The organism is Actinophytocola sp. (assembly GCF_035762905.1).
Lineage (GTDB): Bacteria > Actinomycetota > Actinomycetes > Mycobacteriales > Pseudonocardiaceae > DASYTH01.
Window position 1 is genome coordinate 1 of the sequence record NZ_DASUCC010000039.1, and the last position, 16,184, is coordinate 16,184.

Here is a 16,184-nt window from a genome sequence, read left to right on the forward strand (position 1 = left end):
CGCGAGTGGGCCGTTCGCGCGAAGATCACCCGGTTGGGTAAGGGGATGGCTGTTGCGGAATTGTTGCGGTCAGCGCAGGCCGAAGGCTTTCAGGATGCGCTCCGCCGCCAGGGTCGGGGTCAGCCGGCCGGCTCGCACTTCTTCCTCCAGCTCCGGTGCCAGGGCTCGGACCTCGGTGTTCTCGTGCAGGCGGGACATCACGGTGTCGCGGACCATCGACCAGGTCCAGTCCACCTGCTGACGGCTCCGCTTCGCCGCCAGCTCACCGGCCGCGTCGAGCGTCGAGTGGTGTTCCCTGACCTTCTCCCACACCTTCTCGATACCGGCCCCGGTCAGCGCGCTGCTGGTCAGCACGGGTGGCGTCCACAGCTCCTCGCCGGAACGCAGCAACCGGATCGCCCCGGCCAGTTCCCGGGCCGCCTTGCTCGCTTCCTTCTCGTGCTCGCCGTCCGCCTTGTTCACCGCGATCACGTCCGCCAGCTCCAGCACGCCCTTCTTGATCCCCTGGAGCTGGTCGCCGGTCCGGGCGAGCGTCAGGAACAGGAAGCAGTCGACCATGTTCGCCACGGTGACCTCCGACTGGCCGACGCCCACGGTCTCCACCAGCACGGTGTCGTAGCCCGCGGCCTCCATCAGCACGATGGTCTCGCGGGTCGCGCGGGCCACGCCGCCGAGTGTTCCCGAGGTCGGCGACGGCCGGACGAACGCCGCCGGGTCCACCGACAGCTTCGCCATCCGGGTCTTGTCGCCCAGGATGCTGCCGCCGGTCCGGCTCGACGACGGGTCCACGGCCAGCACCGCCACGTGGTGGCCGGCCGCGGTCAGGGTGGTTCCCAGCATGTCGATGAAAGTCGACTTGCCGACTCCCGGCACCCCGGTTATCCCCACCCGGTGCGCGCCGCCCGCGTGCGGCAGCAGCTCCACCAGCAGTTCCTGGGCCTTCTGGCGGTGGTCCGGGCGCGTGGACTCGACGAGCGTTATCGCCCGCGACAGGATCGCGCGGTCCCCCGCCAGGACACCCTCGGCGTAGTCGGTCATGCCCCGTGGCCGAGTTGGGTGGCCAGCTTCTCCAGCAGGTCGGTCACCGCGTCCGCGATCACCGTCCCCGGCGGGAAGATCGCCGCCGCGCCCGCCTCGAAGAGGGCGTCGAAGTCCTGTGGCGGGATCACGCCGCCGACCACGATCATGATGTCCGGCCTTCCGAGCTCGGCCAGCTCCGAGCGCAGCGACGGCACCAGCGTGAGGTGACCGGCGGCCAGCGAGGACACGCCCACCACGTGCACGTCCGCCTCGATCGCCTGGCGGGCCACCTCGGCCGGGGTCTGGAACAGCGGCCCCACGTCCACGTCGAAGCCGAGGTCGGCGAACGCCGTCGCGATCACCTTCTGCCCCCGGTCGTGGCCGTCCTGGCCCATCTTGGCCACCAGGATCCGCGGCCGCCGGCCCTCGGCCTCGGCGAACGCGTCGACCAACCGGCGCGTGGCGTCCACATTGGACGCATCGCCGACCTCCTCGGAGTACACACCGGAGATCGTACGGATCTGCGCCGAGTGCCGGCCCCACACCGCGGCCAACGCCTCGGAGATCTCACCGACGGTGGCCTTGGCCCTTGCCGCGTCGACGGCCAGCGGCACCAGGTTGTCGGTGCCCTCGGCGGCCCGGCGCAACGCCGCCAGCGCCGCCCGCACCGCGTCGTCGTCCCGCTCGGCCCGCAGCCGGCGCAGCTTCTCCAGTTGCTGCGCGCGTACCCCGGCGTTGTCCACCTTCAGCACGTCGATCTTTTCGTCCAGCGCGACCCGGTACTTGTTCACGCCGATCACCGGCTGCCGCCCGGAGTCGATTCGCGCCTGGGTGCGCGCGGCGGCCTCCTCGATGCGCATCTTCGGGATGCCGGCGTCGATCGCGCTGGCCATCCCGCCGGCCTGTTCGACCTCTTCGATGTGCCCCCAGGCCCGCCGGGCCAGCTGATAGGTGAGCCGTTCGACGAACGCGCTGCCGCCCCACGGATCGATCACCCGGGTGGTGCCGGACTCGTGCTGCAGCAACAGTTGCGTGTTGCGGGCGATCCGCGCGGAGAAGTCGGTGGGCAGCGCCAGCGCCTCATCCAACGCGTTGGTGTGCAAGGACTGGGTGTGCCCCTGGGTGGCCGCCATGGCCTCGATGCAGGTGCGGATCACGTTGTTGAACACGTCCTGCGCGGTCAGCGACCAGCCGGAGGTCTGGCAGTGCGTGCGCAACGACAGCGACTTGTCCGAACCCGGCGAGAACTGCTTGACCAGCTTGGCCCACAGCAGCCGGGCCGCGCGCAGCTTGGCCACCTCCATGAAGAAGTTCATGCCCACGGCCCAGAAGAAGGACAGCCGGGGGGCGAACGAGTCGACCGGCAGCCCGGCGGCGAGCCCCGCGCGGATGTACTCCACCCCGTCGGCGAGCGTGTAGGCGAGCTCGAGGTCCTGCGTCGCCCCGGCCTCCTGCATGTGGTAGCCGGAGATGGAGATCGAGTTGAACCGCGGCATGTTCTGCGAGGCGTAGCCGAAGATGTCCGACACGATGCGCATCGACTGCTCTGGCGGGTAGATGTAGGTGTTGCGCACCATGAACTCTTTGAGGATGTCGTTCTGGATGGTGCCGGCGAGCTTCTGCGGCGGCACCCCCTGTTCCTCCGCGGCCACCACGTACAGCGCGAGGATCGGCAGCACCGCGCCGTTCATGGTCATCGAAACGGTCATCTGGTCCAGCGGGATACCGTCGAACAGCTGGCGCATGTCGTAGATCGAGTCGATGGCCACCCCGGCCATGCCGACGTCGCCGGCCACCCGCGGGTGATCCGAGTCGTAACCCCGGTGCGTGGCAAGGTCGAACGCGATCGACAGTCCTTTTTGGCCGGCGGCGAGGTTGCGCCGGTAGAAGGCGTTGGACTCCTCGGCGGTGGAGAACCCCGCGTACTGCCGGATGGTCCACGGCTGGCTGACGTACATGGTCGGGTACGGCCCGCGCAGGTACGGCACGATTCCCGGGTAGGTGCCCAGGAAATCCAGGCCGGCCAGATCTTCCTTGGTGTACAAGGGTTTGATCTCTATGCCCTCGGGCGTCTCCCAGGCCGCACCGCCGGCCGGCGCGGGCCCGGTGACCGGCTGGCCGAGCTTGATGTCGGAGAAGTCAGGGATCATGACTCGAACTCCTCGGCGTAGCGCACCCGCGGCAGCCCGCCGGTCCGGGCCGCCGGAGCCGGCGGACGGACCAGGGGTTGCTCGTCCTCCTTGGCGAACACCGTCACTCCGGTGATCTTGTCGGTGCCGTCGGCGATGTTCGCCGACCGCGCCCGCCAGGTCCGCGCCAGCCGGTCCGCGATCATCCCGGAGTCCAGCGCGGCGGACATCCCGCCGGACCGCTCGATCTCGGTGAACCACTCCCACGCGGTCTCGGCGAGCTCGTCGGTGAGCCGCTCCACGTACCAGGATTCGGCGGCCGGGTCGAGCACGGTGGCCACGTGCGACTCCTCGAGCAGGATCGACTGCGTGTTGCGGGCTATCCGGCGGCCGAACGCGTCCGGCAGCCCGACGGCGGAGTCGAACGGCAGCACGGTGATCGCGTCCGCCCCGCCGACCCCGGCGGCGAAGCAGGCGAGCGTGCTGCGCAGCATGTTCACCCAGGGGTCGCGCCGGGTCAGCGCGGCCGGCGAGGTGACCGCGTGCTGCAGTTGGGCGGCGCCGGTGATCCCGCAGACCTCACCGACCCGGGCCCACAGCCGCCGCGCCGCGCGCAGCTTGGCGATCGTCAGGAACTGGTCGACCGTTGCGGCGTAACGGAACTCCAACTGTCCGGCGGCCGCGGCCGGGGACAGTCCGGCGGCGGTGCCGGCCCGCAGGTACGCGACGCCGGTGGCCAGGGCGCAGCCCAGTTCCTGCGCGTCCGAGCCGCCCGCCTCGTGGTAGGGCAGCGCGTCGACCACGAAGGCGCGCAGCGCGGGAAACTCCGCCGCGACACGGGAAGCGAGCCGGGCGGCGGCGGCCGGATCGGTGTCGGCGCCGGTGCTGGCCCGCAGGCCGAGCGGGTCGGCGCCGAGGTTTCCGCGCACCGCGTCGGGCGCGATGCCCTTGTCCTCGTGGATCCGCAGCAGCGTCTGGGCGGCGGTGGCGAACTCGGCGCCGGCGTCCAGGGTGACCGGAGCGAGATCGAGGTAGACCTCGCGGAGCAGCTCGGGCAGTGCGTCGGCCGGCAGATCGACCAGCCACAGCGAGGTGACGCCGTGCTCGAGGTCGTCCAGGATCGCCGCGGCGTCGGGCACGTCGTGCCGCTGCCGGACGTCCCAGCCCGGCGCGTTGCCGACCGGTCCGGGCGCGGCGGTGACATCGTCCGCGGTGTAGAGCGGTGCCCGGACGATGCCGTCGTAGGTGGTGTTCGCCAGCTTTTCCAGCGGTCCGGCCAGGGCCAGCCACTGCTCACGGGTGACCGGCGGAAAGTCGCCGGCCAGCGACAACTCGGCAGCCGTCATGTCCCCGAATGCTACGGATACCCGAGGTCACACGTTAGGTGAGTGCAGTCACCGTCAAGAATGGGTGGATGGAAACTCCAGAGCAGCGCGTGGTCGCCGGGCGGTACCGGCTGCGGCGGCTGCTCGGCCAGGGATCGATGGGCACGGTCTGGGAGGCCTACGACGAATTTCTGCAACGGCCGGTCGCGGTCAAGGAGGTCCGGGTGATCCCGGGAATCCCCGAGGCGGACGCGGACGAGCTGCGCGAGCGGACCCTGCGCGAGGCCCGGGCGATCGCCGTGGTCTCGCACCCCAACGTGGTCACGCTGCACGACGTCGCCAGGGAGAACGGTGAGCCGTTCGTGGTGATGGAGTACCTGCCGGCGCTCAACCTGGCCGAGGTGTTGCGCGGGTTCGGGCCGCTGGACGCGCCGAAGGCGGCCACGGTCGGCGACGCGATCGCGGCCGGGCTGGCGGCCGCGCACCGGGCCGGGATCACACATCGGGACGTCAAGCCGGGGAACGTGCTGGTCACCGGGGACGGCCAGGTGAAGCTGACCGACTTCGGCATCGCCCGCAACGTCGCCGAGCTGACCCTGACCCGGACCGGGATGACGCTCGGCTCGCCGGCCTACATGGCGCCGGAGGTGGCCGCCGGGGGCGATGTGACGCCGGCCGCGGACCTGTGGGGGCTGGGCGCCACGCTGTTCGCCGCGGTCGAGGGCCGCGCGCCGTACGACCCGGACGGCGCCGTGCTGGAGACACTGTCCGCGGTGGTGCACGGCGACGTTCCGGAGCCGTCGGACGGGCCGCTGCGCGAGGTCATCGCCGCGCTGATGGTGAAGGACCCGGCCGGGCGCGCCTCGCTGGATGAGGTGCGCCGGATGCTGCACCCGCTGCTGCCGCCGCCCGGCACCCCGCTCTACACCGCCACCGACGACGAGGAACCGGCCGAGGCGCCGGCCAAGGCGCCGGCCGTCAAGGTGCCGGAGCCGAGGCCCGAGGCGGCGCCGGCCGAGGCGGCGGAACCCGCTCCGGCGCCCGCGCTGGCCGCCGACCCGGGTCCGCTGCCGTTCGCGGTGCCGGACCGTCCGGCCGGGCCACCCCGCCCGGTTCGGCCGCGCGGTCGCGGCACGCTCGGCTGGACGGCGATCATCGTGAGTGCCGCCCTGGTATTCCTGATCATGGGCGCCGGCGGGTTCGCGCTGGCCAGGACCGTCGGCGGCAAGCCGGTCCTGCCACCGGTCCGGGTGACGCCCACGCAGCCGAGCGCCGCGCCGGTCGACGAGCTGCCGAGCCAGGTGGCCGAGGCACACACGGCCACCGGTGAGCAGGGCGCCCGGTTCGAGGTGCCGGCGCCGAAGGGCTGGACCCAGTTCGTCCAGCAGCGCGTCAGCGAGGATCTGGTGAACAGCGCCCGGGTGCACTTCGTCGCGCCGGACGGCACCCAGCAGGTGACCGTCGAGCGGTTTCCGAACCTGTACCCGGATCACACGATCGACACCTATGTCGCGGTCCTGACGAAGCAGGCCCGGCTGCCGGAGATGCCGAAGCTCGCCGCGGTCACGGACCCGGTACCGCCCGGACCCGAGCCCGCCGCCGACCTGACCTACAAGACCACCGAGTGGACCCCGGGTGGCGACACCGGCAGCTACCGGGTGACCTTCGCCCGGCTGTTCCCGATCGGCGTCGACGTGTGGGTGGTTGCCGTGACCGTGCCGATCGACCAGGAGGACACCGGCCGGACGAAGCTGTTCGACGAGGTCGCGAAGGGCTTCAAGGTCACCGGTTAGGCTCGCCGCCGTGAGCGAGCAGGCGAGCGAACTGTTGAGTACTGCCCCGACGCCGAGCGTGCGAGGCGACGGGGTTCGGCGACACCGAGCGTGCGAGGTGTCGCCATGAGTGAGCAGGTGGAACTGGCGGAGGCGGCCGCGCGGGCGTTGGCCGAGCGGACGGGTGTCGACAAGCACGACGTCGCGGTGGTGCTGGGGTCGGGCTGGCGGCCGGCGGCGGATGAGCTGGGTGAGCCGGCGGCCGAGGTGCCGGTGGCGGAGCTGCCCGGGTTCGCCGCGCCGACGGTGCTCGGGCACGGCGGCACGATCCGGTCGCTGGTGGTCGGCGGGCACCGGGTGCTGGTGCTGCTCGGCCGCACGCACCTGTACGAGGGCAAGGGCGTCGGGCCGGTGGTGCACGGCGTGCGCACGGCGGCGGCGGCCGGGTGCGGCACGGTGGTGTTGACCAACGCCGCGGGCTGCCTGCGCCCCGGGGTCGAGGTCGGGCAGCCGGTGCTGATCAGCGACCATCTGAACCTCACCGGGACCTCGCCGCTGGTCGGCGCGCACTTCGTGGACCTCACCGACCTGTACTCGGCCCGGCTGCGCGGCCTGGCCATGCGGATCGACCCGTCGCTGGTGGAGGGCGTCTACGCGGGGCTGCCCGGCCCGCACTTCGAGACGCCGGCCGAGATCCGGATGCTGACCGTGCTCGGCGCCGACCTGGTCGGCATGTCGACCGTGCTCGAGGCGATCGCGGCCCGGGCGGCCGGACTCGAGGTCTTCGGGTTGTCCCTGGTCACCAACCTCGCCGCCGGCCTGACCGGCGAGCCGCTCAACCACGAGGAGGTCCTCGAGGCGGGCCGGCAGTCGGCCAGCCGGATGGGTCAGCTGCTGCGCGAGCTGGTGACGCAATCTTGAGCAGGTTGACGCCGGACCTGCGGGACCGGGCGTACCGGTGGATCGCCGATGACCCCGATCCGAACACCCGGGCCGAGCTGCAGCGGGTGCTGGCCTCGGCGATGGCCGGCGACGCGGCGGCGACCGGCGAGCTCGCCGACCGGATGGGCGGCGAGCTGACCTTCGGCACGGCCGGGCTGCGCGGGCCGGTTCGGGCCGGCCCGAACGGAATGAACCGCGCGGTGGTGATCCGGGCCACGGCCGGGGTGGCCCGGTTCCTCCTCGCCAAGGGGCACGCCGGCGGCACGGTGTTCGTCGGCCGGGACGCCCGGCACGGCTCGGCCGAGTTCGCCACCGCGGCCGCGGCGGTGCTTGCCGGGGCCGGCTTCACGGTGCGCACGCTGCCCGGCCCGCTGCCGACCCCGATCACCGCTTTCCTGGTCCGGGCCGGGCACGCGGTGGCCGGCATCCAGATCACCGCGTCGCACAACCCGCCCGCGGACAACGGGTACAAGCTCTATCTCGGCGACGGCGCGCAGATCGCGCCGCCGGACGACCGACTGATCGAGGCGGCCATCCGGGAGGTTCCGGCGGCGATCTCGGTGCCCACCGCGGATTCCGCGTTGCCGGTGACCGAGGCCGAGGTGGACGGCTACCTGGAGCGGATCGCCACGCTGCCCCGCGGAACCGCCCGCGACCTGCGCATCGCGCTCACCCCGATGCACGGCGTCGGCGGTCAGACCGCGGTGGAAGCGTTGCGCCGCAGCGGTTTCACCGACGTGCGGGTGGTGGTCGAGCAGGCCGTGCCGGACCCGGACTTTCCCACGGTCAGCTTCCCGAACCCGGAGGAGCCCGGCGCGCCGGACCGGCTGCTCCGCCTGGCGTCCGAAGTGGACGCCGATCTGGCGGTCGCGCTGGACCCGGACGCCGACCGGTGCGCGCTGGGTGTGCGGGACCGGGACGGCTCGTGGCGGATGCTGCGCGGCGACGAGACCGGCGCGCTGCTCGGCGAACACGTTCTGTCCACTATGGACTCTCCGGATCCTTTGGTGGCCACGACGATCGTGTCGTCCTCGCTACTCGGCGAGATCGCCAAGGCGCACGGTGCCCGGTACGCCGAGACGCTCACCGGCTTCAAGTGGCTGGTGCGCGCCGGAACCGGCCTGGTGTACGCGTACGAGGAGGCACTCGGGCACAGCGTCGACCCGGACTTCGTGCGGGACAAGGACGGGATCTCGGCCGCGGTACTCGCCGCCGACCTCGCCGCGACGCTCAAGGCCGCCGGGCGGACCCTGCTGGACGCGCTGGACGACCTGGCCGTGCGACACGGCCTGCACCTCACCGAGCAGGTGTCGGTGCGGGTCACCGACGCGGCCCGGCTGATGGCCGCGGTGCGGGCCGAGCCGCCGGTGGAGCTGGCCGGGGTGCCGGTCGAGCTGACCGACCTGCTGCCGGACGCGAACGTGCTGCGGTTGACCGGCGACCGGCTGCGGGTGGTCGTCCGCCCGTCCGGCACCGAGCCGAAGCTCAAGGCCTACCTCCAGGTGGTCGAGCCGGTCGGCACGCCGGACCGGCTCGAACCGGCCCGGGCGGCCGGCACCGCGCGACTGGCCGCGGCGCGCGCGGCGGTGGCCGAGCTGCTCGGCGCCTGAGCCTCACCAGGGCAGCGGCCCGTGCTCGCCGTGGAACCCGCCGGTGGCCCGGTCCGGCCGGGTGGCCACCCGAACCGCGTCGGCCGCGCCCTGCTCCGGCGTGCGGTAACCCTGGTGGCCGTTGAGGTCCGTGGCGCAGTAGCCCGGGGACACGGCGTTGACCGTGATTCCGTCGGCGCGCAGCTCGTTGGCCAGCATCACGGTCACCATGTTCAGTGCCGCCTTGGACGAGTTGTAGGCGTAGAGCCGGACTCCGGCCCACTGGCCGTTCGGGTCGGACAGCGTCGCGATCGAGCCCAACTCGCTGGACAGGTTCACCACGCCCGGTTCGGATGCCTTGCGCAGCAACGGAAGCATGGCCCGGGTGACGGTCAGCACGCCGACCACGTTGGTGGCGTAGGTGCGCTGGAACGTCTCGACCGTCGCGGCGCCCTCCCGGTCGCCGTCGGCGACGATGCCCGCGTTGTTCACCAGCAGGTCCATCCGGCCGTGCTCGCGCTCCACCAGTTTCGCCGCGGTGGCAACGGACTCGGGGTCGGTGACGTCCAGCGGCACCGGCCGGGCGTCGATCCCGGCCGCGACCAGCTCCTCGGCGGCCGCCCGGCCGCGTCCCTCGTCCCGCGCCGCGACCAGCACGGTCATCCCGAGCCGGCCGAGCTGGCGTGCGATCTCCTTGCCGATTCCCTTGTTCGCGCCGGTCACCAGCGCGATCTTCGTTGTGCTCATGCCGTCGACCCTGACCGCTGCCGGCGCGGCCAGGCAGAGATCGTCGAGACCGGGATCGCCGATCCCTGCCTGGCCACCACGTACCGATGCCATGCTGGCACCGTGGATCGGAACGGACTCGCCGACTTTCTGCGCAGCCGCCGGGAACGGTTGCGCCCGGCCGACATCGGGCTCGCCGCCGGCCCACGCCGGCGCACCCCGGGGTTGCGCCGCGAGGAGGTCGCCGCGCTGGCCGCGATGTCGGTTGACTACTACACCCGGCTGGAGCAGTCCCGCGGACCGCAGCCGTCCCGGGCGGTGCTCGGCGGGATCGCCCGGGCGCTGCGGCTGTCCGACGACGAGCGCGCGCACCTGTTCCACCTGGCCGGCCAGCAGCCCGGGCCCGCGGCCGGACCGGTCCGCGAGGTGCGCGCCGGGATCCTGCACATGCTGGACCGGCTGGACGACTCGCCGGCGTTCGTGATCGACGCGAAGTACCAGGTGCTGGCCTGGAACTGGCTGGCCGCGGCGCTGATCACCGACTTCTCCGCGCTGCCGCCGCGTGAGCGCAACCTGATCCGGCTGCGGTTCCTCGACGCGTCACCGAACCGGTACTCCCCGGAGGAGACCCAGCGCTACGGCCGCGAGGTGGTGGCCAACCTGCGGGCGGCGTCCGCCCGGTATCCGGACGATCCGGAGATCAAGGCGCTGATCCGGGAGTTGCTCGCGCACAGCGCCGAGTTCGCCGAGCTGTGGGCCGAGCACGAGGTGTCGGTGCAGCGCAGCCTGTGCAAGACCGTGCACCATCCGGTGGTCGGGCCGATCGAGCTGCACAGCGAGGTGCTGGTGATCCCGGACGCCGACCAGCGGCTGATCCTGTACACGGCCACTCCGGGGACCCGTTCGCACGAGGCGTTGCAGCTGCTCAAGGTCGTCGGCACCCAGGATCTCGCCCCGGCCGAGCCGTAGTCCGGCGGACCGGTGTCCGGCCGGCCGGGTGCAGCGGTGGGATCATCCGGTCATGGTCGGGATCGAGGTCGTGCTCGGCGACATCACCAAGGAGAACGTGGACGCGGTGGTGAACGCGGCCAAGGAGTCGTTGCGCGGCGGTGGCGGGGTGGACGGCGCCATCCACCGGGCGGCCGGGCCGCGGCTGGCCGAAGCGGGCGCGGTGCTCGCGCCGTGCCTGCCGGGCCAGGCGGTGGCCACCCCGGCGTTCGACCTGGATCCGCCGGTCCGGCACGTGATCCACACGGTGGGTCCGGTCTGGCGGGGCGGCGGCGCGGGCGAGGCCGACCTGCTGGCCTCGTGCTACCGGCGCAGCCTGCGGGTCGCCGACGAGTTGGGCGCCCGCAGCGTGGCGTTCCCGGCCATCGCCACCGGCGTCTACGGGTTCCCGAGCAAGCAGGCCGCGCGGATCGCGGTGACGACCATCCGGGACACGCCGACCGCGGTCGAGCTGATCCGGCTGGTCGCCTTCGACGAGGGCACCCGGGACCACCTGCTGACGGCGCTGCGGGAGGCCGCGTGGCCCGGCTTCTGATCGTGCACCACACCCCGTCGCCGTTCCTGGCGGCGATGTTCGAGGCCGCGCTGTCCGGCGCGACCACCCCGGAGATCGAGGATGTGACTGTGATCCGCCGCCCGGCCCTGACCGCGGGCGCGGCGGACGTGCTGTCCGCGGACGGGTTTCTCCTTGGTACGCCGGCGAACATCGGCTACATGTCCGGCGCGCTCAAGCACTTCTTCGACACGGTGTACTACCCGTGCCTTGACGCGACGCAGGGCCGGCCGTACGGGTTTTACGTGCACGGCAACCAGGGCATCGAGGGTGCGGTGAAGTCGGTGCGGACGATTGCGAACGGCATGGGGTGGACGGCGGTGTCGGCTCCGGTCACCGTCATGGGCGAGCCGAGCAAGGCGGATCTCGAGGCGTGCTGGGAACTCGGCGCCACGCTCGCCGCGAGCCTCAGCGGTTGACGCGGGCGCCGGGTTGGAACGTCGCGTTCCAACCCGGCGGCAGCTCAGCGGTTGACGGCGCGCATCATCTCGTCGGTGTAGCGGTTGCCGCGGACGGCGTCGGTCGGGGCGGCCTTCTCGATGGCGGCGAGGTCGTCGGAGGACAACTCCATGGTTGCCGCGGCGACGTTCTCCTCGAGGTAGGTCCGCCGCTTGGTGCCGGGAATGGGCACCACGTCCGCGCCCTGCTGCTGGACCCAGGCCAGCGCCAACTGTCCGGCGGTGACCCCGCGCTCGGCGGCCAGGCGACCGATGGCCTCGACGATGGCCAGGTTGTGCTGGAGGTTGCCGTCGGCGAAGCGGGGCTGGCCGACCCTGCGGTAGTCGCCCTCGTCCAGGTCGGCGAGGGAGGTGACCCGGCCGGTGAGGAAGCCGCGGCCGAGCGGGGAGTAGGGCACCAGGCCGATGCCGAGCTCGCGGCACGTCGGCACCACCTCGGCCTCGATGTCGCGGCTCCACAGCGACCATTCGGTCTGCACCGCGGTGATCGGGTGGACGGCGTGTGCCCGGCGGATGGTGTCCGGGGCCGCCTCGGACAGGCCCAGATGGCGCACCTTGCCGGCGGTGACCAGTTCGGCCATGGCGCCGACGGTCTCCTCGATCGGCACCTTCGGGTCCACCCGATGCTGGTAGTACAGGTCGATGTGGTCGATGCCGAGCCGGCCCAGCGACGCGTCGCAGGCCTCGCGCACGTAGTCGGCGTCGCCGCGGATGCCGCGCACCGACGGGTCGGTCGCCGAGCGCACGATGCCGAACTTGGTGGCCACCACGGCGGCGTCCCGCCGGTCGGCGAGCGCCCGACCGATGAGTTCCTCGTTGGTGCCGTAGCCGTACATGTCCGACGTGTCCAGGAAGGTGACGCCGAGCTCGAGGGCGCGGTGGATGGTGGCGATCGACTCCGCGTCGTCGCGGGAGCCGTAGAAGTCACTCATGCCCATGCAGCCCAGGCCCTGCGCGCTGACCGAAAGGGTGCCCAGCCTGCGGGTCGGCAACGTCATGCGGATGCCTCCTCCAGGTGCGACGCGGCGTCCAGATCCCGCTCGCACTGCTCGTAGTGGGCGATCTTGTAGTTGAGCACCTCGAGACACGCCTGCAGATCGGCGATCCGGGCGAGCACGTCGGCGCGGTGCTCGATGAGAATCTTCTTGCGCCGGCCGGTCGACCGCGGTCCCTGGTGGCGCAGCTTGGCGTACTCGCGCATGAGCCGGATCGGCATGCCGGTCGTGCGCAGCTTGGTCAGAAACCCCAGCCAGCCGAGGTCATCGTCGGAGTACGCCCGGCGGCCGCCGGAGTCCCGGGCCGGCGGATCTATCAGCTCGATTCGTTCGTAGTACCGAAGGGTGTCGATCGACAGCCCGCTTCTGTGGGCCGCCTCGGCGATCGCATAAGTCACAGTGACGACCGTAGAAGCTGGAGTGCACTCCAGGTCAACTCGAATCAGAGATCGCTTTCCTTCGGCAGGCCCCAGGCCTCGATGTGCCCGGCCATGGTCGGCACGTCGACGTTGCCGCGGCCCACCTCACGCACCACCTCGAGCGCCTCGTCCTCGTCGGCGTCCACCCACCAGCCGTTCATGTCGCACATGGTCACCGCGGCCACCCAGCCGAGCCGCCAGTTTCCTTCGACGAGCGGCCGGGTGCGCACGATGGAGTCCAGCAGCGCGGCGGCCTTGAGCCACAGGGTGTCGTAGGCCTCGACACCCAGCACCGTGGCCCGCGGCCGGTGCGCCGCGGAGTCCAGCAGGCCGAGATCCCGCACCACCAGGTCGCCACCGGTCACCGCGGCCGCCAGCACCAAGAGGTCGCTGGCGTCCAGGTAGACGATCACTCAGCGGATCATGCCGTACCGATGTTGTCGAGCAACCGGCGGTAGCGGGGCAGTACCCGGCCGAGGATCTCGGCGAGCTGTTGTTCCTTGTGCAGCCGGGCCCAGCGGTCGGCCAGGGCCAGCCGCATCACCTCGTGTTTTGACCGGCCCTCGGCGGCGGCGAGCTCGGTGAGCCGCTCGTTCTCCTCGTGGGTCAGTCGAAGCGTCATGGCCATGGCCCTGATGATACCTCCGTGGTACCACTCGCCCAAGGGTATCGTAACAGTGTTACAGCGGTAGCCTACCGTGGTGCCCCGGCCCAGGACCCACGATGAGGCGCTGCGCGTGCGTCTTCTCGACCGGGCCGGGGTGCTGCTGTCCACCAAAGGTGCCGGGGCGCTGAGCCTGCGCCGCCTGGCCGCCGACGTCGGCACCTCCACCACCGCCGTGTATTCGCTGTTCGGCGGGAAGCCGGCGCTGGTCCGGGAACTGTTCGTCGAGGCGTTCCACCGGTTCGGCTCACACCTGCGTGCGGTGCCGCGCACCGACGACCCGGGCGAGGACCTGATCCAGCTCGGCCTGGCCTACCGGCGCAGCGCGCTCGCCGACCCGCACCTGTACCCGGTCATGTTCACCAACACCGTGCCCGGCTTCGAGCCGGACGAGCAGGTCGGCCAGGAGGCGCTCGCCGCGCTCACCCCGCTGATCGAGGCGGTCCGGGCCGGAATCGCGGCCGGCGTGTTCCCCGACGTGCCGGCGACCATGGTGGTGATGTCCTGCTGGGGTCTGGCGCACGGGATGGTGTCGTTGGAGCTGAACGGTTACGTCCCCGAGGAACTGGACCCCGACGCCGCCTACGAGCGGGTGCTCCGGGCGAACCTGGCTGGGTGGCGGGTACCGGCGTGAGCCGGCCGGTCAGACCGCGCCGTACTGGCGGTCGCCGGCGTCGCCGAGGCCGGGGACGATGTAGCCGGAGTCGTTGAGGCGCTCGTCCACGCTGGCGGTGACCAGGCGGACCGGCAGGCCGGATTCGGCGAGGTGCTTGATGCCCTCCGGGGCGGCGAGCGCGCAGATGGCGGTGACGTCGGTGGCGCCCCGACCGGTGAGCAGCCGAATCGTGTACTCCATGGAGCCGCCGGTGGCCAGCATCGGGTCGAGGACGAACACCGGGGTGCCGGAAAGGTTCTCCGGTAGCGACTCCATGTACGGGGTCGGCTGCAGGGTCTCCTCGTCCCGGGCCAACCCGACGAAGCCCATCTTGGAGTCGGGGATCAGGCGGTGCGCCATGTCGGCCATGCCCAGCCCGGCCCGCAGCACCGGCACCAGCAGCGGCGGGTCGGCCAGCCAGTAGCCATCCGCCCTGGCCACCGGGGTGTGGATGCGCTCGGTGCGCACCGCGGCGCCGCGCACGGCCTCGTAGACCAGCATCACGGTCAGGTCGTGCAGCGCGAACCGGAAGGTCGCGCTGTCCGTCCTGGCATCGCGCATCACGGTCAGTCGAGTCTTGGCCAGGGGGTGGTCGACGGTCAGCACATCCATGAGGCGACACGCTAGCGGTCGCCGTCACCGGCGTGTACCACTAGCGCCATGGTCGAACCCGAGGTCAGTGCCGCTCTCTACCGCGACGCGCGGCAACGGATCATCACGCTGGTGGCGGAGCTGGATGTGGCGCGGTTGGCCACCCCGGTTCCGGGCTGTCCGCGCTGGACGGTGCACAACCTGCTCAGCCACCTGGCCGGTGTGTGCACCGACGTGGTCACCGGCAACCTGGCCGGGGCGCCCGGCGACGAGTGGACGGCGGCCCAGGTCAGCGCCCGCACCGGACACAGTGTCGCGGAGCTGGTCACCGAGTTGGAGAAGTACGGTCCGGGCTGGGAGGAGATCGTCCGGCGGGCCGAGCACCGCGGCTTCATCGTGCGCAATCCGTACCTGGACACCGGCGTGCACGAGGCCGACCTGCGCGGCGCGCTCGGCGCGGGCCGGCCGCCGGCCGAGGTCACCCTGGCGATCACCGACGCGGTGCTGCCGAGGATCTCCGGCACCTTCGACGACCTCGGGTCGTACACCGTGATCACGCCGGACCGGGAGTACCGCCTCGGCTCCGGCGACCACAAGGCCACGGTCCGGGTGGACACCTACGAGCTGAGCCGGGCGGTGTTCGGCCGCCGCAGCCGCGCCCAAGTTGAGGCCTGGGACTGGACCGGCCCGCCCGGCCAGTTCCCCGAGCGCCTTGCGGTGTTCACTCCGGCCGCGGCGGACGTGGTGGACTGACCACCGTCAGCTCGCGCACGTCCGATCGCGACAGCGATCCGAACTCCAGGCTGTACTCGTGCAGGCTGACCGTGTCGTGGAAGTGCTGGCCGACCCGTTTCATCCGGACGATCGCCGCGTCCTGGTCGGCCGTGGTCATCTTCATCGCCGGCTGTTCCGCCGGCACGACTTTCACGGTCATCTCCCAGTAGAAGTACATGCCTTCCACTCGCCAAATGCGCTTCATTGCCGCACCATCGCGCGGTGCCAACCGGTCCCGCAAACTGCCAGCACTTCAGTGACCCGGTGGCAAACTCCGATGCTGTCGGCATGACACGACGACGGGGAGTGCCGGTCCGCCAACGCCGGGTATCCACCGAACTCCGCGACCTGCGCAAGAAGGCGGGCCTCACCTGCGCCGACGTAGCCAGGGCATTGGGCACCTCGATCACCAAAATCAGCCGCATGGAGACCGGCGACCGCGGCCTCTACCCCGACGACGTCGCCGCCCTCCTCGGCCTCTACCGCGTGCCAACCAAACGCCGCGAGGAACTCCTCGACCTCGTCCGCAATGGCGCCGAACCCAATTGGTGGCAACTCAAGCCC

At 71.7% G+C, this 16,184-nt stretch carries 19 protein-coding genes; 9 read left to right on the forward strand and 10 right to left on the reverse strand.

Annotation, left to right across the window (positions count from 1 at the left end):
- Window positions 1–69: 69 nt before the first annotated feature.
- The 3 genes from meaB to VFV67_RS07095 are packed head-to-tail and all read right to left on the reverse strand — an operon-like array spanning window position 70 to window position 4,495.
- Window positions 70–1,038 carry a methylmalonyl Co-A mutase-associated GTPase MeaB gene (gene meaB / locus VFV67_RS07085; RefSeq protein WP_326468176.1) on the reverse strand — a complete coding sequence of 323 codons (969 nt, stop codon included), beginning with the start codon at window positions 1,036–1,038 and terminating at the stop codon, window positions 70–72.
- A complete protein-coding gene (gene scpA, locus VFV67_RS07090) occupies window positions 1,035–3,170 on the reverse strand; it encodes a methylmalonyl-CoA mutase (RefSeq protein ID WP_326468177.1) in 2,136 nt (711 codons plus the stop codon). Before scpA ends, meaB begins: the two co-directional genes overlap by 4 nt.
- Window positions 3,167–4,495 (reverse strand): methylmalonyl-CoA mutase subunit beta, encoded by a 1,329-nt coding sequence (locus VFV67_RS07095; RefSeq protein ID WP_326468178.1) that lies wholly within the window; start codon window positions 4,493–4,495, stop codon window positions 3,167–3,169. Before VFV67_RS07095 ends, scpA begins: the two co-directional genes overlap by 4 nt.
- A gap of 68 nt (window positions 4,496–4,563) precedes the next feature.
- Here VFV67_RS07095 and VFV67_RS07100 point away from each other — a divergent pair, with 68 nt between their 5' ends.
- The 3 genes from VFV67_RS07100 to VFV67_RS07110 all read left to right on the forward strand — a co-directional run bounded on the left by VFV67_RS07100 (window position 4,564) and on the right by VFV67_RS07110 (window position 8,798).
- Window positions 4,564–6,267 (forward strand): serine/threonine-protein kinase, encoded by a 1,704-nt coding sequence (locus VFV67_RS07100; protein ID WP_326468179.1) that lies wholly within the window; start codon window positions 4,564–4,566, stop codon window positions 6,265–6,267.
- A 105-nt stretch (window positions 6,268–6,372) separates the two neighbouring features.
- A complete protein-coding gene (locus VFV67_RS07105; RefSeq protein ID WP_326468180.1) occupies window positions 6,373–7,167 on the forward strand; it encodes a purine-nucleoside phosphorylase in 795 nt (264 codons plus the stop codon).
- Window positions 7,161–8,798 (forward strand): phospho-sugar mutase, encoded by a 1,638-nt coding sequence (locus VFV67_RS07110; RefSeq protein ID WP_326468196.1) that lies wholly within the window; start codon window positions 7,161–7,163, stop codon window positions 8,796–8,798. The genes VFV67_RS07105 and VFV67_RS07110 overlap by 7 nt, the downstream gene beginning before the upstream one ends.
- 3 nt (window positions 8,799–8,801) lie before the next feature.
- On the opposite strand, the gene VFV67_RS07115 is transcribed toward VFV67_RS07110, so the two are convergent.
- The gene (locus VFV67_RS07115; protein WP_326468182.1) at window positions 8,802–9,617 is read right to left on the reverse strand and encodes an SDR family oxidoreductase; all 816 of its coding nucleotides are present in this window, start codon (window positions 9,615–9,617) and stop codon (window positions 8,802–8,804) included.
- A 9-nt stretch (window positions 9,618–9,626) separates the two neighbouring features.
- Between VFV67_RS07115 and VFV67_RS07120 the strand changes: the two genes are divergently transcribed.
- Genes VFV67_RS07120 through VFV67_RS07130 form a run of 3 tightly spaced genes read left to right on the forward strand, consistent with a single transcriptional unit; the run spans window position 9,627 to window position 11,483 of the window.
- A complete protein-coding gene (locus VFV67_RS07120) occupies window positions 9,627–10,472 on the forward strand; it encodes a helix-turn-helix transcriptional regulator (protein ID WP_326468183.1) in 846 nt (281 codons plus the stop codon).
- A gap of 52 nt (window positions 10,473–10,524) precedes the next feature.
- The gene (locus VFV67_RS07125; protein ID WP_326468184.1) at window positions 10,525–11,046 is read left to right on the forward strand and encodes an O-acetyl-ADP-ribose deacetylase; all 522 of its coding nucleotides are present in this window, start codon (window positions 10,525–10,527) and stop codon (window positions 11,044–11,046) included.
- On the forward strand, window positions 11,031–11,483 hold the full coding sequence (locus VFV67_RS07130) for a flavodoxin family protein (RefSeq protein WP_326468185.1): 453 nt from the start codon (window positions 11,031–11,033) through the stop codon (window positions 11,481–11,483). The genes VFV67_RS07125 and VFV67_RS07130 overlap by 16 nt, the downstream gene beginning before the upstream one ends.
- A gap of 44 nt (window positions 11,484–11,527) precedes the next feature.
- Here the strand turns inward: VFV67_RS07130 and VFV67_RS07135 are convergent, their stop codons facing one another.
- From VFV67_RS07135 to VFV67_RS07150, 4 genes are read right to left on the reverse strand one after another with little or no spacing between them, the layout of a single operon-like run.
- Window positions 11,528–12,520: an aldo/keto reductase gene (locus VFV67_RS07135; RefSeq protein WP_326468186.1), complete on the reverse strand. Its 993-nt coding sequence runs from the start codon at window positions 12,518–12,520 to the stop codon at window positions 11,528–11,530.
- Complete coding sequence (locus VFV67_RS07140; protein WP_326468187.1) at window positions 12,517–12,915, reverse strand: MerR family transcriptional regulator; 399 nt, start codon at window positions 12,913–12,915, stop codon at window positions 12,517–12,519. Before VFV67_RS07140 ends, VFV67_RS07135 begins: the two co-directional genes overlap by 4 nt.
- A gap of 44 nt (window positions 12,916–12,959) precedes the next feature.
- The gene (locus VFV67_RS07145; protein WP_326468188.1) at window positions 12,960–13,349 is read right to left on the reverse strand and encodes a type II toxin-antitoxin system death-on-curing family toxin; all 390 of its coding nucleotides are present in this window, start codon (window positions 13,347–13,349) and stop codon (window positions 12,960–12,962) included.
- Window positions 13,350–13,357: 8 nt separating this feature from the next.
- Window positions 13,358–13,564, reverse strand: a complete 207-nt coding sequence (locus tag VFV67_RS07150) for a CopG family transcriptional regulator (protein ID WP_326468189.1) — start codon at window positions 13,562–13,564, stop codon at window positions 13,358–13,360.
- 73 nt (window positions 13,565–13,637) lie between these two features.
- On the opposite strand from VFV67_RS07150, the gene VFV67_RS07155 reads away from it, so the two are divergent.
- Complete coding sequence (locus VFV67_RS07155) at window positions 13,638–14,234, forward strand: TetR/AcrR family transcriptional regulator (RefSeq protein ID WP_326468190.1); 597 nt, start codon at window positions 13,638–13,640, stop codon at window positions 14,232–14,234.
- A gap of 9 nt (window positions 14,235–14,243) precedes the next feature.
- On the opposite strand, the gene upp is transcribed toward VFV67_RS07155, so the two are convergent.
- Window positions 14,244–14,867: a uracil phosphoribosyltransferase gene (gene upp / locus VFV67_RS07160; RefSeq protein ID WP_326468191.1), complete on the reverse strand. Its 624-nt coding sequence runs from the start codon at window positions 14,865–14,867 to the stop codon at window positions 14,244–14,246.
- Between the two features lie 48 nt (window positions 14,868–14,915).
- On the opposite strand from upp, the gene VFV67_RS07165 reads away from it, so the two are divergent.
- Window positions 14,916–15,599, forward strand: a complete 684-nt coding sequence (locus VFV67_RS07165; RefSeq protein ID WP_326468192.1) for a maleylpyruvate isomerase family mycothiol-dependent enzyme — start codon at window positions 14,916–14,918, stop codon at window positions 15,597–15,599.
- On the opposite strand, the gene VFV67_RS07170 is transcribed toward VFV67_RS07165, so the two are convergent.
- On the reverse strand, window positions 15,568–15,825 hold the full coding sequence (locus VFV67_RS07170; RefSeq protein WP_326468194.1) for a hypothetical protein: 258 nt from the start codon (window positions 15,823–15,825) through the stop codon (window positions 15,568–15,570). The two genes, VFV67_RS07165 and VFV67_RS07170, sit on opposite strands and share 32 nt — an antisense overlap.
- Before the next feature lie 83 nt (window positions 15,826–15,908).
- Here VFV67_RS07170 and VFV67_RS07175 point away from each other — a divergent pair.
- A partial coding sequence (locus tag VFV67_RS07175; protein ID WP_326468195.1) for a helix-turn-helix transcriptional regulator occupies window positions 15,909–16,184 on the forward strand: 276 nt, incomplete at its 3' end.

What these genes read in the sequence shown, in the direction of transcription:
- VFV67_RS07125 (WP_326468184.1), top strand. Translation starts at nt 10,525, where the DNA reads ATGGTCGGGATCGAGGTCGTGCTCGGCGACATCACCAAGGAGAACGTG.
- VFV67_RS07165 (WP_326468192.1), top strand. Translation starts at nt 14,916, where the DNA reads ATGGTCGAACCCGAGGTCAGTGCCGCTCTCTACCGCGACGCGCGGCAA.
- VFV67_RS07115 (WP_326468182.1), bottom strand. Translation starts at nt 9,617, where the DNA reads ATGGCATCGGTACGTGGTGGCCAGGCAGGGATCGGCGATCCCGGTCTC.
- VFV67_RS07150 (WP_326468189.1), bottom strand. Translation starts at nt 13,564, where the DNA reads ATGGCCATGACGCTTCGACTGACCCACGAGGAGAACGAGCGGCTCACC.
- VFV67_RS07105 (WP_326468180.1), top strand. Translation starts at nt 6,373, where the DNA reads ATGAGTGAGCAGGTGGAACTGGCGGAGGCGGCCGCGCGGGCGTTGGCC.
- VFV67_RS07170 (WP_326468194.1), bottom strand. Translation starts at nt 15,825, where the DNA reads ATGAAGCGCATTTGGCGAGTGGAAGGCATGTACTTCTACTGGGAGATG.
- upp (WP_326468191.1), bottom strand. Translation starts at nt 14,867, where the DNA reads ATGGATGTGCTGACCGTCGACCACCCCCTGGCCAAGACTCGACTGACC.
- scpA (WP_326468177.1), bottom strand. Translation starts at nt 3,170, where the DNA reads ATGATCCCTGACTTCTCCGACATCAAGCTCGGCCAGCCGGTCACCGGG.
- VFV67_RS07100 (WP_326468179.1), top strand. Translation starts at nt 4,564, where the DNA reads ATGGAAACTCCAGAGCAGCGCGTGGTCGCCGGGCGGTACCGGCTGCGG.
- VFV67_RS07135 (WP_326468186.1), bottom strand. Translation starts at nt 12,520, where the DNA reads ATGACGTTGCCGACCCGCAGGCTGGGCACCCTTTCGGTCAGCGCGCAG.
- VFV67_RS07095 (WP_326468178.1), bottom strand. Translation starts at nt 4,495, where the DNA reads ATGACGGCTGCCGAGTTGTCGCTGGCCGGCGACTTTCCGCCGGTCACC.
- meaB (WP_326468176.1), bottom strand. Translation starts at nt 1,038, where the DNA reads ATGACCGACTACGCCGAGGGTGTCCTGGCGGGGGACCGCGCGATCCTG.